This is a genomic window from Polynucleobacter sp. 73C-SIWE (assembly GCF_018882465.1).
Classification (GTDB): Bacteria; Pseudomonadota; Gammaproteobacteria; order Burkholderiales; family Burkholderiaceae; genus Polynucleobacter.
On record NZ_JACVOK010000001.1, the window covers coordinates 1097912 to 1111984 of the forward strand.

Sequence of the window (14073 nt, forward strand, 5' to 3'; positions counted from 1 at the left end):
GCGCGATGATGAAAACCAGTTTCAAGGGAAATAAAAGCTTCTTACCAAGTAAGCCCTGCATCGTTTGCAAGAAAGAGATGACTTGGAGGAAATCTTGGGCTAAGAACTGGGAATCCGTGAAATATTGTTCGGATGCCTGTAGGCGCAAAAAGCCAGATTAATTCAGGCTTGCTCTTACTTCGGCTGAGCGATCCCAAAGATTGGGCACTTGTTTGGAGGAGTATCCGGAAACAAATTGCTTGGGTTGGCCGGTTAGGGAGTCATAGGTATGACGTTTCACAGCGCCAATATTGGCTCCGTATACATGAATGCTGATAGAGGTTTTGTCTGGAATGGCATTGCTCACCACATGAATATCGCCAATAGTCGGACCAACGGCTTCAATTTCACCCTGACGTAAAACAGTTTGAGGACCATCGGTAACTAATTCACCTGAGGGCAATTGCTGATAGCGCTGCCCCTTTTCCATTCCCCTGAGCATGCCAATGAGTCCCCAGATGCAGTGATCATGTATTGGCGTCTTTTGACCGGGACCCCATACAAAGCTCACTACAGAAAATCTTCCTAATGGATCTGCATGCAGCAAATACTGTTGATAAAACTCCGGGTGTGGAATAGTGCAAAATTCTGGAAGCCAGTCATCTGACTTTATCAGTGTTTTAAGTAACTCAGAACACTTTGCAATGAGATTGGGTTCCGTAGACTCATGAGAAACTAAATTGGTCATGTCGATCACGAATTCTCGCAGGGGTGCGATGGTGTCTAGTTGATTGCTCATAACTTCACTCTAATTTGATATTTCAGGGTAGTAAGCTACTTCACATCTTAGTTATGATACTCACCATAAAGCAAGTTTTTCTTATTAGCATTTAACTAAATATTGAGGCTATTTATCTCATCCTGAATAAAAAAATCAAACTTCTTTGTGCCTTCTTGCTTTTAGGATTCGGTTGGGAGTTATAGCTTTCTCATTGCTTGCTCTTGCTGCTGGTATGTATCTTCATCAAAGTCGACCATCTAACCAAGCAAAATTAAAAACTCAGAAGAGTTTCGAGCGATTAGCCAGTCGAAGAGGATTAATAATTAAGGACCCGGCGGCGGGACTCCAAGGCCAGGAGGTGGTCCAAAACCTGGTTCGCCAGGTGGTGCAAAGAAAGGTGCTGGTGGGGGCGGAAAGTCTGGCCCAGCGGGTACAACATAGACAGGGTCCCCAGAGGCACATCCACCTAAGGAAATCAGGGTCAAGATTCCTGGAAGATCAAATCCCATTTTCTGTTTCATAAAGTGAATTAAGTATCTAGTTTGGATCATTCGCAATATGAATCGGAGTAATATGGTTTTAATACTAACAGTGGCAACGTAATATCAAATATCCTCCGAAAGTAGGGGTTCGTTCTCAAATATCTTTGGTATAAATGAACTACTGCGATTTATTTCTCATAAATTAACGAAATACTATTGATATGCAAGCACCATTAAGAATTCGTAAATACATCTCTCTGGGTATTGCCAGTCTTTTTTTAGGCGGCTGCACCTCTCCGCTGACTCCAGACTTTGGGCAGATGTCTGCTAAATATGCCAACTCTCTTGAGCAATACCAGATCAATATGATTTTCCAAAATATATTGCGCGCCTCAGAGAATAGACCAGTAAGCTTTTTGGATATGCCAACAATCAATGGTTCTGGATCAATTGGCGTAACACCTTCTGTGAGCGCTTTGTTTACTGGCGGAGCAATACCCTACAACGCTAGCTATCAAGTAATTCAAGGCGGGCTTTCATATGCAACACCAAGTACTTCACTGACGTTGAATAATACGTTTAATTTCACCCAATCCTCTTTGGATAATGCGGTGTTCTGGAAGAACTATCTCAGTGAGCTACCAAAGGAGACTGTAAAATATTTCTCTCACAATCACATTCCAAAAGAAGTGCTCTTGAGTTTGGTGGTTGATGAGATTGAAATCTTTGAGGCAAATGGCAAAACTACAGTATTAGTCAATAATCCACTAAGACCAGAGCACCCACAGTTTCAGCAATCTCTTTATAGGCTCATCAATAATGGCTTTACTGCGGAGCTAATTGATACATCAGAGAAGCTGGGCCCTCCAATTACCATGGAAAAAGTTACCCCAAGGTTTGGAGAAACTGCTTTTACGATGTTTAAAGATTCAAATATCACACTCAAATCGGTCGGCAGCCCTAAAAACCCACTCTATCAGCCGATTCAGGTCTCTAGCATGTATAAGCTTTGCATTAATTCAGATCAGTTTGCAAATTACCTGCCAACAAAAAAGTATGGCCAAACCTTTTACTGCGAAAACAACAATCAAGAAGACTTGGCAAAAACAAGTGCTGCTAAAAAAGCGCAACCTACACTGATTGTTCGTATTCGATCTACGAATAATGTTTTTGAATATTTAGGGAAAGTGGTTAGAGCTCAACTAGCTGAAAAGCCTTATCTAATTACCTTGCCTCCTACGGCAGACACCTTTAATAGCAATCGCGGTAAATTAAATCAATATGCTTTATTAGTTGTGGACAAAGATAAGCCAAAACCAAAACCTTTTGCGGTAATCGAAGGGCTTGATGGGGATACTTATAGCATTCCCAGTGAGAACAATGGTTATTCACCTCTAACAATCAAACTGTTAGCGCAATTGATGTCGCTACAAAAGGTTCCGGGAAGTATTCCGGCTTCACCATCGGTATTGCTAAAGTAGCTTTCAGCTAACTAGTCAAAAGTTCACTATTATGGATTGCAATGTTTGCATTTTGAGGGGTCTGCAAAGCGTAGAACTTTCATGCCTTCGGTATCTTGATGATCACACTTGAGGCACCCCCAAATTTTGGCAACCTCTTGATCGGTAGGCAGTCCGCAGGCATTACAGGGTAGCCCACGCTGAATATCTTTGACCCAAAATCCTGGTGTTTGACATTTAGGGCACAAGGACTTCATCTTCTGAGCGAGATCCATGGTGGCCTTGCGAATGTTTTCCATGCGAGTTGGGTTTGCAAAAGCACGAAGATCATTTTCAACATAGACAATGCCTTTGGATGAAAGTGCTTTTGCCCACTTAAATGAATCCTTCAATTCAGCTAGGTCTTTAATGCCTTTTCTAGATTGTGGGTGGTACTCATCGGTAGGCTTGATCACTAAATAATGTGGTGGGAAAAGAGCTGAATCAGCAAACTGCGATAACTCTTCCCAATGACTAAAGTAGCCACTATCACTTTGAGCGGGCGCCCCAGAAAAGCCAGTGAGCTCTAAATCATTTTTCTGATCAATTAATACTACTAATTCATTATTCCAAGACAGGATACCTGCGTAGGGGTCATTCACAAAGGCGCCTTCGTTCGCAATTCCTAAGTCGAGATTGAGCAGTTCCATGCCAAGCTGCGCTTTTTTACGAGCTGCATCTAGTTGCGATCCATATCTGGGGATTTCTTGTGTGAAGGTACCCAATAAATCTGTGTCATAAGCATCAGTTTGCTTTATCTGGCACCCAAGTTCTGCATCCAATACAGAAGAAATGACTGCTTCCTTACCATGCTTAGTTAATAAGCTAGCCGATCGATTGCGAAAGATGCTCATCAAACTATTGCTTTACAAAAATAGTTTGGCAATCATGGTGTACAGCGGAATGCCAAGAATGATATTGAACGGAAAGGTAATCCCTAGAGACATTCCCATATAGAGCCCTGGGTTCACCTCTGGCAGGGCATGACGTAATACTGCAGGTACTGCAATATAAGATGCACTTGAGGCAAGCACCATGAGCAAAATAGTATTGCCTAATGGCAGTCCAATCAATTTACAAAGTACTAAAGCGAGTAATGCATGGGAGAGGGGTGACCCGATAGCATAGAGGAGAGTGATAGGAGGTTTACCTCTTAAGCCTTTGATGTTTCTCGCTGCCATCAAACCCATATCTAGTAAGAAAAATGCCAGCATGCCTTTAAATAAATCAATTGAAAAAGGCGCCATGAGTTTTTGACCAGCATCACCACTGACTAGAGCTACCACCATCGAGCCCAGAAGAAGTAGCTGCGCGCCATCGGTAAAGGATTCATGCAGTATTTTGGAAATACTGGAGGCTTCTTGTTTTACCGTTGGGTCATTTGACTGGGATGCACGTGCTTTATTGGCTAACACAATTGCCAGAATGATTGCTGGCGACTCCATGAGCGCCATAGCAGCAGCCATATGACCACCATAATCAATATTAAATTGATCCAAATACTGGGTGGCAGTAATAAACGTAACGGCACTAACTGATCCATAAGTAGCAGCAATTGCTGCAGCATCAAATACACTTAAGGTTCTTCTCAGCAAAAGATATCCAATGATTGGAATAATGATCGCTAGAAAAATGGCTAGACCTAATGAAAAGGCAATCTCACTAGTAAAGCCCGACTTATGTAGAGCAAAGCCGCCTTTTAAACCTAGAGCCATTAATAAGTAAAGCGATAAGAATCGAGAGATTTGTGGGGGTATCTCGAGATTGGATTTAACGCTTCCAGCAAATACGCCAAAGATAAAAAATAGAATGGCGGGATCAAGAAAGTTAGTCATAGATTTGCTTTACACGGCAATCACAGGCTATTGCTTAATAATTGCCTGCACGAGTGGATGCTGAATTTTCTTCTCAGACCTGATGGCATAGAAGTATTCATAAATCTCCTCACAGTCCCCTAGGAACTCCATCCCATAGGTCTCCTTGAGATCTTTCTCAACCATTTTGCCTGCTGGAAAAACTCCGAGACCACTGGCTGCAAAGGTTTTGAGTAGGGCGCTATCCTCAAACTCGCCAACGATATTAGGGGTAATGCCATGCTTGCTAAACCATTGGTCAATCAAGAAGCGAACTGTAGAGTGTGCTGTTGGAAGAAGCACTGGCAACTCTCTAAGGCATTCAGGAAAATTTCTTTTAGAATTTTTCACAAATTGTTTTGGGCTGAACCAAGCCATTGAAGTTCTCGTAAGCTCTTCGCTGTAAACATTCAGGTTTTTATTGTGCGGTGCAGGGCGGTCTGCTAAGATAATATCCAGACGATGCAAAGCAAGATCTGCTAACAAACTTTCAAAATCACCCTCATGAGCAATGAGCTGAACATCCTTATTTTTTAGGATCGGTTCCAGTAGCTGTCTAGTGATTAGTTTTGGTAAGCCATCTGATACGCCAATGCTGATTTTTGTTTTTGGAGATTTAGCAGCATCTCGTACCGCCTCTGGTAGTTTTTCTCCGATAGAAAAAATCTGATCAGCAATTTCTAGGGCGGCAAAGCCAGATTCTGTGAGAGCAATACCGCGTCCAGCGGGTTTAAAGAGTAAATATCCCAGTGATTTTTCTAGCTCGTGCACTTGAGCGCTAATCGTTTGAATAGCCATATCCAGACGCTCTGCTGCTTTGGACATGCTGCCTTCTTTAGCTACTACCCAGAAGTAGTAGAGGTGTCGGTAATTATAGGAATTTGTCATAGTCAGGTTTTTCCGAAATTATTGTCAATATATATCTGCTTTTAGCTTAGTGCAAATATGCCTAAATTAACCCCATCGAGAGCCATGGCATTCATGTGCTCCTTTTTTGAAATGAGGTTATTAAATTGGAACTATTTAGCCCTGATTTTTTTTCGGCACTACTTGCAATCATTGTGATTGATTTAGTTTTAGCTGGTGACAACGCAATTGTGATTGCGATGGCTGCCAGAAATCTGCCGGCACACCTACAGAAGAAGGCCATTATCTGGGGTGCGGTAGGCGCTATTGCAGTAAGAAGTGCAATGACGCTGGTGGTTGTTTATCTTTTAAAGATCCCAGGATTAATGCTCATTGGCGGTCTATTGCTAGTATGGATCGCTTATAAATTACTTAATCCTGCCCAAGATGATGATGGTGGGAATGATCATGCATCAACCAGTTTTTGGGGTGCAATGAAAACCATCGTGATTGCTGATGCTGTGATGGGTTTGGATAATGTCTTAGCTGTAGCAGGTGCTTCCCATGGAAGTTATCTCCTAGTCGTATTAGGACTTTTAATCAGTATTCCTATTGTGATTTGGGGTTCCACTCAAATTCTGAAGCTGGTAGAGCGCTACCCATCGGTCACTTATATAGGTGCTGGCGTTTTGGCTTGGACAGCTGCAAAGATGATGACTTCCGAGCCGATGGTTCGCGAATTACCCTTGTTCCAAAATCCAGCATTCGACTATGCAATACAAGCACTAGTCATTCTAGGTGTGTTGTTTGGTGGATTTATTAACAGTCGGCGCTCGCTTGAAGAGATTATTGCGCCAGCTGAAGTTGTTAGTGTTGTACCTGAAGTGCTGTTCGAAAAGCAGTCCCAAAAGCAGTCCCATATCTTAGGAGATGAAGTGATGAATAAAGTTCTCATTCCAGTTGATGATTCAAGCAACACCTTATTGGCCCTGAAACATGCAGTCAGTGCATATGGCAAGGATTCCAAAACTGAGTTTCATATTTGCAATGTACAGCCCAGAATTTACCGCCACATTGGTAAGTTTTTGAGTAAACAAACGATTTCTGAGTGGCAAGAAGAGCGTGCAAAGTTAGCTGCACAGTCTGCTGCAGAGTATCTTGAAAGGGCTGGAGTAGGTTTCTCTTTTACTTACGTTACCGGTGACAAGGGCGAGGCCTTGCGTGATGAGGCGGTGCGACTAGGTTGCAGTCGAATTGTTATCGGCTCATCTAAGAAAAACTCACTCAGCAGATTGTTTGAAAATTCTGCTACGGCTAAATTGTTGGAAATCAGTGACATCCCAGTTGAAGTGGTCACTGGCAAATCTATTCCTACCCTAGAGCGTTGGGGTATCCCAGCAATTGGCGCAGGTGCCGCAACCGCAATCATGGCTGCTGTGATCGAATAGTTTTCCCGCTGTTCTCTCTTTTGCCCTCCTCGCGAGGGCGTTTTTTTGTTTATATATTCGTTTAAAACAGAATAAATATCAATAAAACTCTGCTTTATTAAGAATAAAGCGTTCTTTATATTAAGAGCTCAATCAACTCAGGAGATTAATGATGGATGTCATACTAGACAGTAAAGACGGCATTGAAGCAGAACTTAAAACCTTTACTGAGAATCGCGCGAAGTTTTCTCTTAAGCGCCTGGTTTGGTTGGTCCGAAAAATCAAAGTGAAATACTCTTTGGTGACCAACGCAAAATCCAGTTGTAACCAAAATTGCCGCATCGAGCTGCAAACCTTTGATCATCGCTTGATTGAGGTCAGCATTACTGCCAGAGATCGCCGTGCTACCCCAGAGATGGGCTTGAAAAAAGTCTACAAGCACATTCAGAGGGCATTGAATAAGACCCAAAAATATGGACGAATATCTCAATATGTCTATGCTTGATCAAGCATCCTATTTTTTAATAGAACTGTGATCTAATTAGGCAGATAAACGGGGAGTAGCCTGCCCAGCAATGGGTCCTATATATCGACATTACGACTGCAAGGTCCGGTATATGGGTAATTTACTAAGGCAAGACCATTTAACTTATGTAAATGGCCAAATTTTGAACTTTTTACCCCAATTGATAGTCACTAGCACTTTTTATCGTCTGTTTGCCCCAAATTGGGGACGTCTCCTTGTGCTTCTAGCAGAGGGGTTGGATAATTCATCTTTAAATTCATCACAAGTTGATCGCATGAGGTTGTACCGTTGGCTTCTATTTGTATTCGCTAGTACTTTATTGCTTGCTAGTGCCTCTGCGCAGACCAAGAAGTCCTATACGATAAACGACTTGATTTCGATATCACTGGAGTCTAGCCCTCAAGTCTTGGCAGCACGCGATCAGTCAAAAGCCATTAAGGGTCAGTTATCAACCGCTCGGGCGATTCCGAATCCAGAGTTTGAGATCAGCACAGGTCAGCAGCGGTCAGTAACTGGGCCATTAACAGTTGGCAATGTCTCTTCTTGGGCAGTAACGCAGCCATTGGATATGCCATACACCCGTTATCCCAGAGTCAATGCAGCCGAAGCCAATTTACGGGCAGCTGAGGCAACTCGGATCGCCTTTGAGATTGAAACTATTTCAAGAGTACAGCAACGTTTTTACGAGTTGATGCGTCGTGAAGCAGAATCTAAGGCGACAGAAGAGGATATGAGTTTAACCAAGCAGATTCGTGATCGTATGCAAATTCGTTATGACGTTGGTGAAACTGCAAGGTTTGAATTAATTCGAGTACAAACCGAATTTCTGAATGCACAAATCGCCAACGAGTCTAGCAAGCTGCGGGTAGAGCAAGCACGCAGTCAACTTCGACAGGTGGTGGGCCATAATTTACCAGCTGATTATGAAGTGGTAGCAGAGCAGCCCAAGATCGAAACCTTGCCGCCCTTGTCAGCATTATTGAACGAAGTGCAGACGCAAAGCCCTGAGTTACAAAAAGCAAAGGCTGAGGTTGAGGCAACTGAATCAAAATTAAGCTTTGAAAAAAATTCTCGCTTACCCCGTTTGGCCTTTAAAGCCTCTCAATATAACGATCCCAACTTCACCGATCGACTATATGGCTTGCAAATTAGCATCCCCATCTGGGACTTTAGGGGCGGTCAAATTGATGAGGCGCAAGCAAATGCATCTAAGGCAAAGAATCAATTAAATGCTCAGATTCAAAGTCTGGACCAGCAACTAGAGACAGCTTATAAGCTTTATCAAATGACTAGTTATCAAGTTAAGGTGCTGAGCCAAGAGGTTGTGCAATTAGCGGCAAGTGCGCAACGTATTGCAGAGGTCTCCTATCGATATGGAGAGCGAGGCATGCTGGAGTACTTAGATGCGCAGAGGACATTTCGTGCGGCTAGAAATGATTTGATAAAAGCCCGTTTTGATTTGGCATCGGTGGTAACGGAAATTCAGAGATTAAGAGCAAGCCCAGAGTGGTTGGCGAAGATAGAAAGTGGAATGCAATGAAGCAAGAGCTATCGGCAATGATGAAGCGGTTAAGAGTCTGGAAGAGATTTCTGATTGGAAAGATTAAATTCTTTCAGAAAGAGTTCTGTGGACAGGTTCTTCAGACGCAAAATCAACTGTATCAGCATGTGCATCAGTGGATCTCAGAACATGCACCAGCTATTGGCGGACGTTACGATAAAACTGCGCCATGGTTCAAAAAGGGAATGTTTTATTTACCTTGGTTTTGCGCATTCATCATCATTCTGAATTATTTCAATGTGTTTGATAGAAGTCCACACATTAAATCTGTGCAAGATCCTAACGTTGTCATTGTTAACGAAGATTTGCGCAAAATGATGGTAGATGGTGAGGCTCAGATCTCTCCATTTGTAGAAGAGTTGCGTGCTTCAGGACGAATTGATTTTAATGAGCTCTACTTATCTCGTATTGGTGCTAACGTTACTGGCCGAGTCTCAGAGATTTTGGCTGTCCCTGGCCAAATGGTGAAGCAAGGCGATGTGTTGGCAAAAATTACCTCTACTGAGTTAACTCAATCACAACTCTCTTACCTCAAAGCAAAAAGTGCCAGTCAATTGGCTGATCAAGCAGCTAGTCGCGCCAAGATTTTGTATAAAGAGGATGTTATTGCGCTTGCAGAATTACAAAGACGCGAAGCTGAATCGAATAGTGCAAAGGCAGAGTTTCGTGCGGCCAATGACCAGTTACGTGTGCAGGGTATGGATCAGGCGAGCATTGATAAGTTAGCGAAGTCAGGTGTGATTGAGTCAATTAATAATGTCGTTGCTACTATCCCTGGCGAGATTGTTGAGCGTAAGATCAACAAAGGGCAGGTTGTGCAGCCTGCCGATGCACTTTTTACTGTCGCGGATCTAAGTACCTTATGGGCAATCTCCGAAGTTCCTGAAAGTAACTCGTATTTAATTCGTAAAGGTCAAAAAGCTTCCGTCATTATTCCGGCGTTGCGCAATCAAGAGATTGAGGGCACGGTTGCTCATGTGGACTCGATTGTGAATCCACAAACTCGTACTGTAGTAGTGCGTATGGAGCTCGCCAATAAAGAGGGGCAAATTAAGCCTGGAATGTTGGCAACAATGTTAATTGAAAGCCAGCCATTAGATAAGTTAGTTGTGCCTGTCGGTGCTGTGGTTCGTGAGGATAATCATGATCACGTGTTTGTGAGGTTGGATGATGATGTATATCGCATGGTGCCGGTCAAGTTAGGTCCTGAAGGTAAAGGCTACCGCCCTGTGATCTCTGGCCTAAAAGAGCATCAAGAAATTGTCATCGAAGGCGCCTATCACTTAAATACGGAACGTAAGCGTCAGCTGAGTGGTGGATGAGTAGATGATTGGAAGAATAGTCCGCCTCTCTTTACAACAGCGCTTGCTGGTAGTCATTATTGCCATTGTGTTAATGGTGGCAGGACTACTGGCTACTAAACGTTTGTCAGTAGATGCATTTCCGGATGTAACGAACGTCCAAGTGCAGGTCGCTGCAGAAGCCCCCGGTAAATCACCGGAAGAAGTGGAGCGCTTTGTCACTATTCCGATTGAATTAGGGATGACTGGCTTACCTGGTTTGACAGAAATGCGTTCATTAAATCGCAATGGTATTTCTGTAATTACCTTAGTGTTTACTGAAAAGACGGATATTTATTTTGCGCGCCAACTAGTTACCGAGAGATTGATTGAAGTTGCCTCGAAGATGCCACCAGGGATTACTCCGGTCTTGGCACCTCCATCTACTGGTTTGGGTGAGATCTATCAATACACCCTAGATCACCCTTCGGATCGACACAGAGAGCTTTCGATTGATGACTTATCAGATAGGCGTGCCGTACAGGATTGGATCGTACGCCCCATGTTGCGTTCTATCCCAGGGGTTGCAGAGATTAATACTCAGGGTGGTTATGCAAGAGAGTATCAAGTCCTGGTGAATCCTGAGCGTTTACGCCATTACCAAATTAGCCTACAGGAAGTCTATCAAGCGCTCGCAAGAAATAATGCAAATTCTGGCGGTGGTCAGCTACCTAGCTATGCTGAGCGCTATCTCATCCGTGGTTTGGGCTTAATTACCAAGCCTGAAGACATTGGCAAAATTATTCTGAAAGAAGTGAAGGGCATCCCGGTCTACGTGAAGAACGTAGCTGAAGTCACCATCGGTAGCGAAATCCGCCAAGGTGCTGCGATTAAGAATGGCTATACCGAGAGCGTTGCCGGTATTGTGCAAATGATTCGTGGTGGCAATGCCCGGGAAGTAGTCAATCGCATTAAGCTCAAGGTTGCAGAGATTAATGAAGGTAAATTGCTACCGGATGGCTTGCAAATCGTACCCTTCTACGATCGAACCGATTTAGTCAATGCTGCCATGTTTAACGTGGCTAAGGTTCTGGTCGAGGGCGTCATCCTCGTCATCATTTTGCTCTTCTTATTTTTAGGCGATGTTCGTTCATCCCTGATTGTGGTTGCTACTTTATTGCTCACGCCACTACTCACATTCTTGGTCATGAATCGTTACGGTATTTCTGCGAACTTGATGTCATTGGGCGGTCTGGCGATTGCGATTGGCATCATGGTCGACGGCTCAGTAGTTGTGGTTGAAAATACGTTTGCAAAATTGGGTGAGCGCCTCAAGTCTGGCGAGTCTAAGAACAGAATTATTTTAGAAGCGGCATCTGAAGTAGGTACGCCAGTGCTATTTGGTGTTGGCATCATCATCTTAGTCTTTATGCCATTACTATCTTTAGAGGGGATGGAAGGCAAGATGTTTGCGCCAATGGCAATTACGATTGCAATTGCTTTGGCCATCTCCCTGATTTTGTCATTTACTTTATCGCCAGTGCTTTGCTCTTATATATTGAAAGGCGGCAGCGAGGACGATACGAAAATTGTCAAAAAACTGCGAGCACCTTATGAGCGTTGGTTGCATTGGAGCTTGGCAAATCCTAAGTTAGTAGTCAAACGCTCCTTAATTGCATTGGGTATCAGCCTAGTAGGCTTTGTTCTCTTGGGTAAGGCCTTTATTCCAGTAATGCAAGAGGGCTCAATTACACCGGTGATTGTGAGAGCGCCTAATATCTCTCTCGATGAATCGATTAAGCTCGAATTCGAGGCGATTAAACGCATCATGACTATTCCCGGCGTAGAGATGGCTGTATCTCGCTTAGGTAGAGGGGAATCTCCTGCTGATCCAGGGCAGCCGAATGAGTCAGATCCTATCGTTACGCTGAAGCCGCTGGGAGATAGAGATTTAAGCCAAGAAGAAATTGCGCAACAAATTCGAGAAAAGCTGAAAACGCTACCTGGTATTGAGTTGGCAATTTCTCAGCCGATTGCTGCTCGTGTGGATGAGATGGTTTCTGGGGTCCGCTCACAAGTTGCTGTGAAGATTTTTGGTGAGGACCTTGCTGTCTTGCAAAAGCTGGGCTCACAGATTGGTCAAATCTTAACCAAGATGAAGGGTAGCAATGACTTGCGCATAGAGCAGGCTTCTGGTCAGAACTATCTCAATATCAAAATTGATCGCGATGCCATTGCGCGTTACGGCATTAATGTTTCTGATGTCAACGAAGTGATTGAAACAGCGATTGGTGGCAAGCAAGCCAGTATTGTGTACGAAGGGGAGAGACGCTTTCCTTTAGTACTCCGTTATCCAAGTTCCTATAGAAATAACATTGATGCAATTGAGAATATTATTTTGCATTCACCTAATGGCGCTCAGGTATTGATGCGAGATTTAGCTGAGATCTCACTGGTTGAGGGGCCTGCCCAAATTTCTCGTGAGTCCGGTAGACGTCGTTTAGTTGTTGGTGTTAACGTTGAAGGTCGAGACTTGGGCGGATTCGTTCAAGAGGCCCAAAGTCTGATCGCTAAAAACGTAGAGCTGCCTGAAGGCTATACCTTGCAATGGGGCGGTCAGTTTGAAAATATGCAAAGAGCGATGGCGCGCCTCATGATTATTATTCCGCTAACCATTCTGGCAATTTTCTTCCTGCTATTTATGCTCTTCAAATCGCTCAGATTGGCTAGCTTAATTATTCTGGTGCTGCCATTTGCTTCCATTGGCGGGGTCTTTGGATTATTCCTGACTGGCGAGTATCTCTCCGTGCCAGCAGCAGTAGGGTTTATCAATCTCTGGGGTATAGCAGTGCTCAATGGAGTCGTCCTGATTTCTTTTATTAAGCAGCTGCGCGAGGATGGCTACAGCATGGAAGATGCTTTATTACATGGTTGCGGCCATCGCTTTCGGCCTGTCATGATGACAGCTTCAGTTGCGATGTTGGCCCTAGTGCCAATGTTGTTCTCGGGTGGACCGGGGTCTGAGGTTACTCGCCCTCTTGCTGCAGTGGTTATTGCTGGCTTGGTGACCTCAACAGCCTTAACATTATTAGTACTACCTGTCTTATATAGATGGTTTGAAGAAAAAGAGGTGGAAGCATGATGGAAGTCAAGGCGGTGATTCGCCCAAATAAATTGGCTACTCTTAGAACGGCCTTATTAGAAACCCCTGGATTTCCAGGAATGACTGTTACTAAGGTTGAGGGCTGCAGTGCACCTTCTAAAACTAGTAAAGCCAATATCAAAGATGAGTTAACAGATTACTCGGCAAAGGTTCGCCTCGAAATTGTGTGTAACGATGAAATTGCAGAAGTCCTGATGGATAGGATAGTGGCAGTCTGTCAGACCGGGCAAATGGGGGATGGTGTCGTTTGGTGCACCCCTGTTCCCAAGGCATTCTTCATTGCCAAATCATCAAGTTAAGAATGAAAAAGTCTCGCTTATGCGAGGCTTAGTTCTTGTGGGCTATCAAACCAAACGATTCCACTGGCTGGCATTAAGTCACTCTATAACTATGGCTTCTTTCTTGCACCGGGCATGGTGATGGCTTGGCATATTGAAAGTTAGGCACTCAGACCCAGGTTAATAACGGCAATACGAGTCCTAACTTTAATGGTTACTTATTGGGCCTTGGTTATAAGCAGTTAATTTATGATTCAATTTATGCATTTGGTGAGTTTGATTCCTCCTCTTATGGTTCGCAAACTATAGAGATCCATCGTCTCCTCAGGCCTCACCATCAATGCTTCTGTGACAACAACGCCAAAAACCAGTCAATTTCTTATAGGATTAGGCTACCA

The 14073-nt window shown here is 43.7% G+C and carries 13 protein-coding genes and 1 pseudogene; 9 read left to right on the forward strand and 5 right to left on the reverse strand.

What is annotated here, in order from left to right; translation table 11 throughout:
• The first annotated feature begins 8 nt into the window (after positions 1–8).
• Positions 9–161 (forward strand): DUF2256 domain-containing protein, encoded by a 153-nt coding sequence (locus ICN17_RS05720; protein WP_087909220.1) that lies wholly within the window; start codon positions 9–11, stop codon positions 159–161.
• Here ICN17_RS05720 and ICN17_RS05725 read toward each other — a convergent pair.
• Entirely contained in the window at positions 158–778 is a 621-nt protein-coding gene (locus ICN17_RS05725; RefSeq protein ID WP_216236515.1) for a cysteine dioxygenase, read from the reverse strand. The genes ICN17_RS05720 and ICN17_RS05725 overlap by 4 nt on opposite strands.
• Before the next feature lie 305 nt (positions 779–1083).
• Positions 1084–1281 carry a hypothetical protein gene (locus ICN17_RS05730; RefSeq protein ID WP_216236516.1) on the reverse strand — a complete coding sequence of 66 codons (198 nt, stop codon included), beginning with the start codon at positions 1279–1281 and terminating at the stop codon, positions 1084–1086.
• Positions 1282–1463: 182 nt separating this feature from the next.
• Between ICN17_RS05730 and ICN17_RS05735 the strand changes: the two genes are divergently transcribed.
• On the forward strand, positions 1464–2723 hold the full coding sequence (locus ICN17_RS05735) for a hypothetical protein (protein WP_216236517.1): 1260 nt from the start codon (positions 1464–1466) through the stop codon (positions 2721–2723).
• 29 nt (positions 2724–2752) lie between these two features.
• Here ICN17_RS05735 and ICN17_RS05740 read toward each other — a convergent pair whose 3' ends face one another.
• The 3 genes from ICN17_RS05740 to ICN17_RS05750 are packed head-to-tail and all read right to left on the reverse strand — an operon-like array spanning position 2753 to position 5482.
• Complete coding sequence (locus ICN17_RS05740; RefSeq protein ID WP_216236518.1) at positions 2753–3595, reverse strand: DUF6671 family protein; 843 nt, start codon at positions 3593–3595, stop codon at positions 2753–2755.
• Between the two features lie 12 nt (positions 3596–3607).
• On the reverse strand, positions 3608–4576 hold the full coding sequence (locus ICN17_RS05745) for a sodium-dependent bicarbonate transport family permease (RefSeq protein ID WP_216236519.1): 969 nt from the start codon (positions 4574–4576) through the stop codon (positions 3608–3610).
• A 27-nt stretch (positions 4577–4603) separates the two neighbouring features.
• Positions 4604–5482 (reverse strand): LysR family transcriptional regulator, encoded by an 879-nt coding sequence (locus tag ICN17_RS05750; protein ID WP_216236520.1) that lies wholly within the window; start codon positions 5480–5482, stop codon positions 4604–4606.
• Between the two features lie 125 nt (positions 5483–5607).
• Between ICN17_RS05750 and ICN17_RS10370 the strand changes: the two are divergent.
• From ICN17_RS10370 to ICN17_RS05780, 7 genes and pseudogenes are all read left to right on the forward strand, one after another.
• Positions 5608–6273: pseudogene (locus tag ICN17_RS10370) on the forward strand (TerC family protein); the annotation flags it as partial.
• Positions 6274–6378: 105 nt separating this feature from the next.
• Entirely contained in the window at positions 6379–6888 is a 510-nt protein-coding gene (locus ICN17_RS10375) for a universal stress protein (protein WP_255538333.1), read from the forward strand.
• Between the two features lie 148 nt (positions 6889–7036).
• Positions 7037–7372: a hypothetical protein gene (locus ICN17_RS05760; RefSeq protein ID WP_129560406.1), complete on the forward strand. Its 336-nt coding sequence runs from the start codon at positions 7037–7039 to the stop codon at positions 7370–7372.
• Between the two features lie 295 nt (positions 7373–7667).
• Complete coding sequence (locus ICN17_RS05765) at positions 7668–8933, forward strand: TolC family protein (RefSeq protein WP_216236521.1); 1266 nt, start codon at positions 7668–7670, stop codon at positions 8931–8933.
• Complete coding sequence (locus tag ICN17_RS05770; RefSeq protein WP_216236522.1) at positions 8930–10276, forward strand: efflux RND transporter periplasmic adaptor subunit; 1347 nt, start codon at positions 8930–8932, stop codon at positions 10274–10276. Before ICN17_RS05765 ends, ICN17_RS05770 begins: the two co-directional genes overlap by 4 nt.
• A 4-nt stretch (positions 10277–10280) precedes the next feature.
• On the forward strand, positions 10281–13376 hold the full coding sequence (locus ICN17_RS05775; protein WP_216236523.1) for an efflux RND transporter permease subunit: 3096 nt from the start codon (positions 10281–10283) through the stop codon (positions 13374–13376).
• Positions 13373–13696 (forward strand): P-II family nitrogen regulator, encoded by a 324-nt coding sequence (locus ICN17_RS05780; protein WP_216236524.1) that lies wholly within the window; start codon positions 13373–13375, stop codon positions 13694–13696. The genes ICN17_RS05775 and ICN17_RS05780 overlap by 4 nt, the downstream gene beginning before the upstream one ends.
• Positions 13697–14073: the final 377 nt, after the last annotated feature.

Excerpts from the sequence above, each read along its gene's own strand:
- ICN17_RS05750 (WP_216236520.1), bottom strand. The coding sequence starts at position 5,482 with ATGACAAATTCCTATAATTACCGACACCTCTACTACTTCTGGGTAGTA.
- ICN17_RS05735 (WP_216236517.1), top strand. The coding sequence starts at position 1,464 with ATGCAAGCACCATTAAGAATTCGTAAATACATCTCTCTGGGTATTGCC.
- ICN17_RS05765 (WP_216236521.1), top strand. The coding sequence starts at position 7,668 with ATGAGGTTGTACCGTTGGCTTCTATTTGTATTCGCTAGTACTTTATTG.
- ICN17_RS05725 (WP_216236515.1), bottom strand. The coding sequence starts at position 778 with ATGAGCAATCAACTAGACACCATCGCACCCCTGCGAGAATTCGTGATC.
- ICN17_RS10375 (WP_255538333.1), top strand. The coding sequence starts at position 6,379 with ATGAATAAAGTTCTCATTCCAGTTGATGATTCAAGCAACACCTTATTG.
- ICN17_RS05775 (WP_216236523.1), top strand. The coding sequence starts at position 10,281 with ATGATTGGAAGAATAGTCCGCCTCTCTTTACAACAGCGCTTGCTGGTA.
- ICN17_RS05740 (WP_216236518.1), bottom strand. The coding sequence starts at position 3,595 with ATGAGCATCTTTCGCAATCGATCGGCTAGCTTATTAACTAAGCATGGT.
- ICN17_RS05730 (WP_216236516.1), bottom strand. The coding sequence starts at position 1,281 with ATGAAACAGAAAATGGGATTTGATCTTCCAGGAATCTTGACCCTGATT.
- ICN17_RS05780 (WP_216236524.1), top strand. The coding sequence starts at position 13,373 with ATGATGGAAGTCAAGGCGGTGATTCGCCCAAATAAATTGGCTACTCTT.
- ICN17_RS05720 (WP_087909220.1), top strand. The coding sequence starts at position 9 with ATGAAAACCAGTTTCAAGGGAAATAAAAGCTTCTTACCAAGTAAGCCC.
- ICN17_RS05770 (WP_216236522.1), top strand. The coding sequence starts at position 8,930 with ATGAAGCAAGAGCTATCGGCAATGATGAAGCGGTTAAGAGTCTGGAAG.
- ICN17_RS05760 (WP_129560406.1), top strand. The coding sequence starts at position 7,037 with ATGATGGATGTCATACTAGACAGTAAAGACGGCATTGAAGCAGAACTT.
- ICN17_RS05745 (WP_216236519.1), bottom strand. The coding sequence starts at position 4,576 with ATGACTAACTTTCTTGATCCCGCCATTCTATTTTTTATCTTTGGCGTA.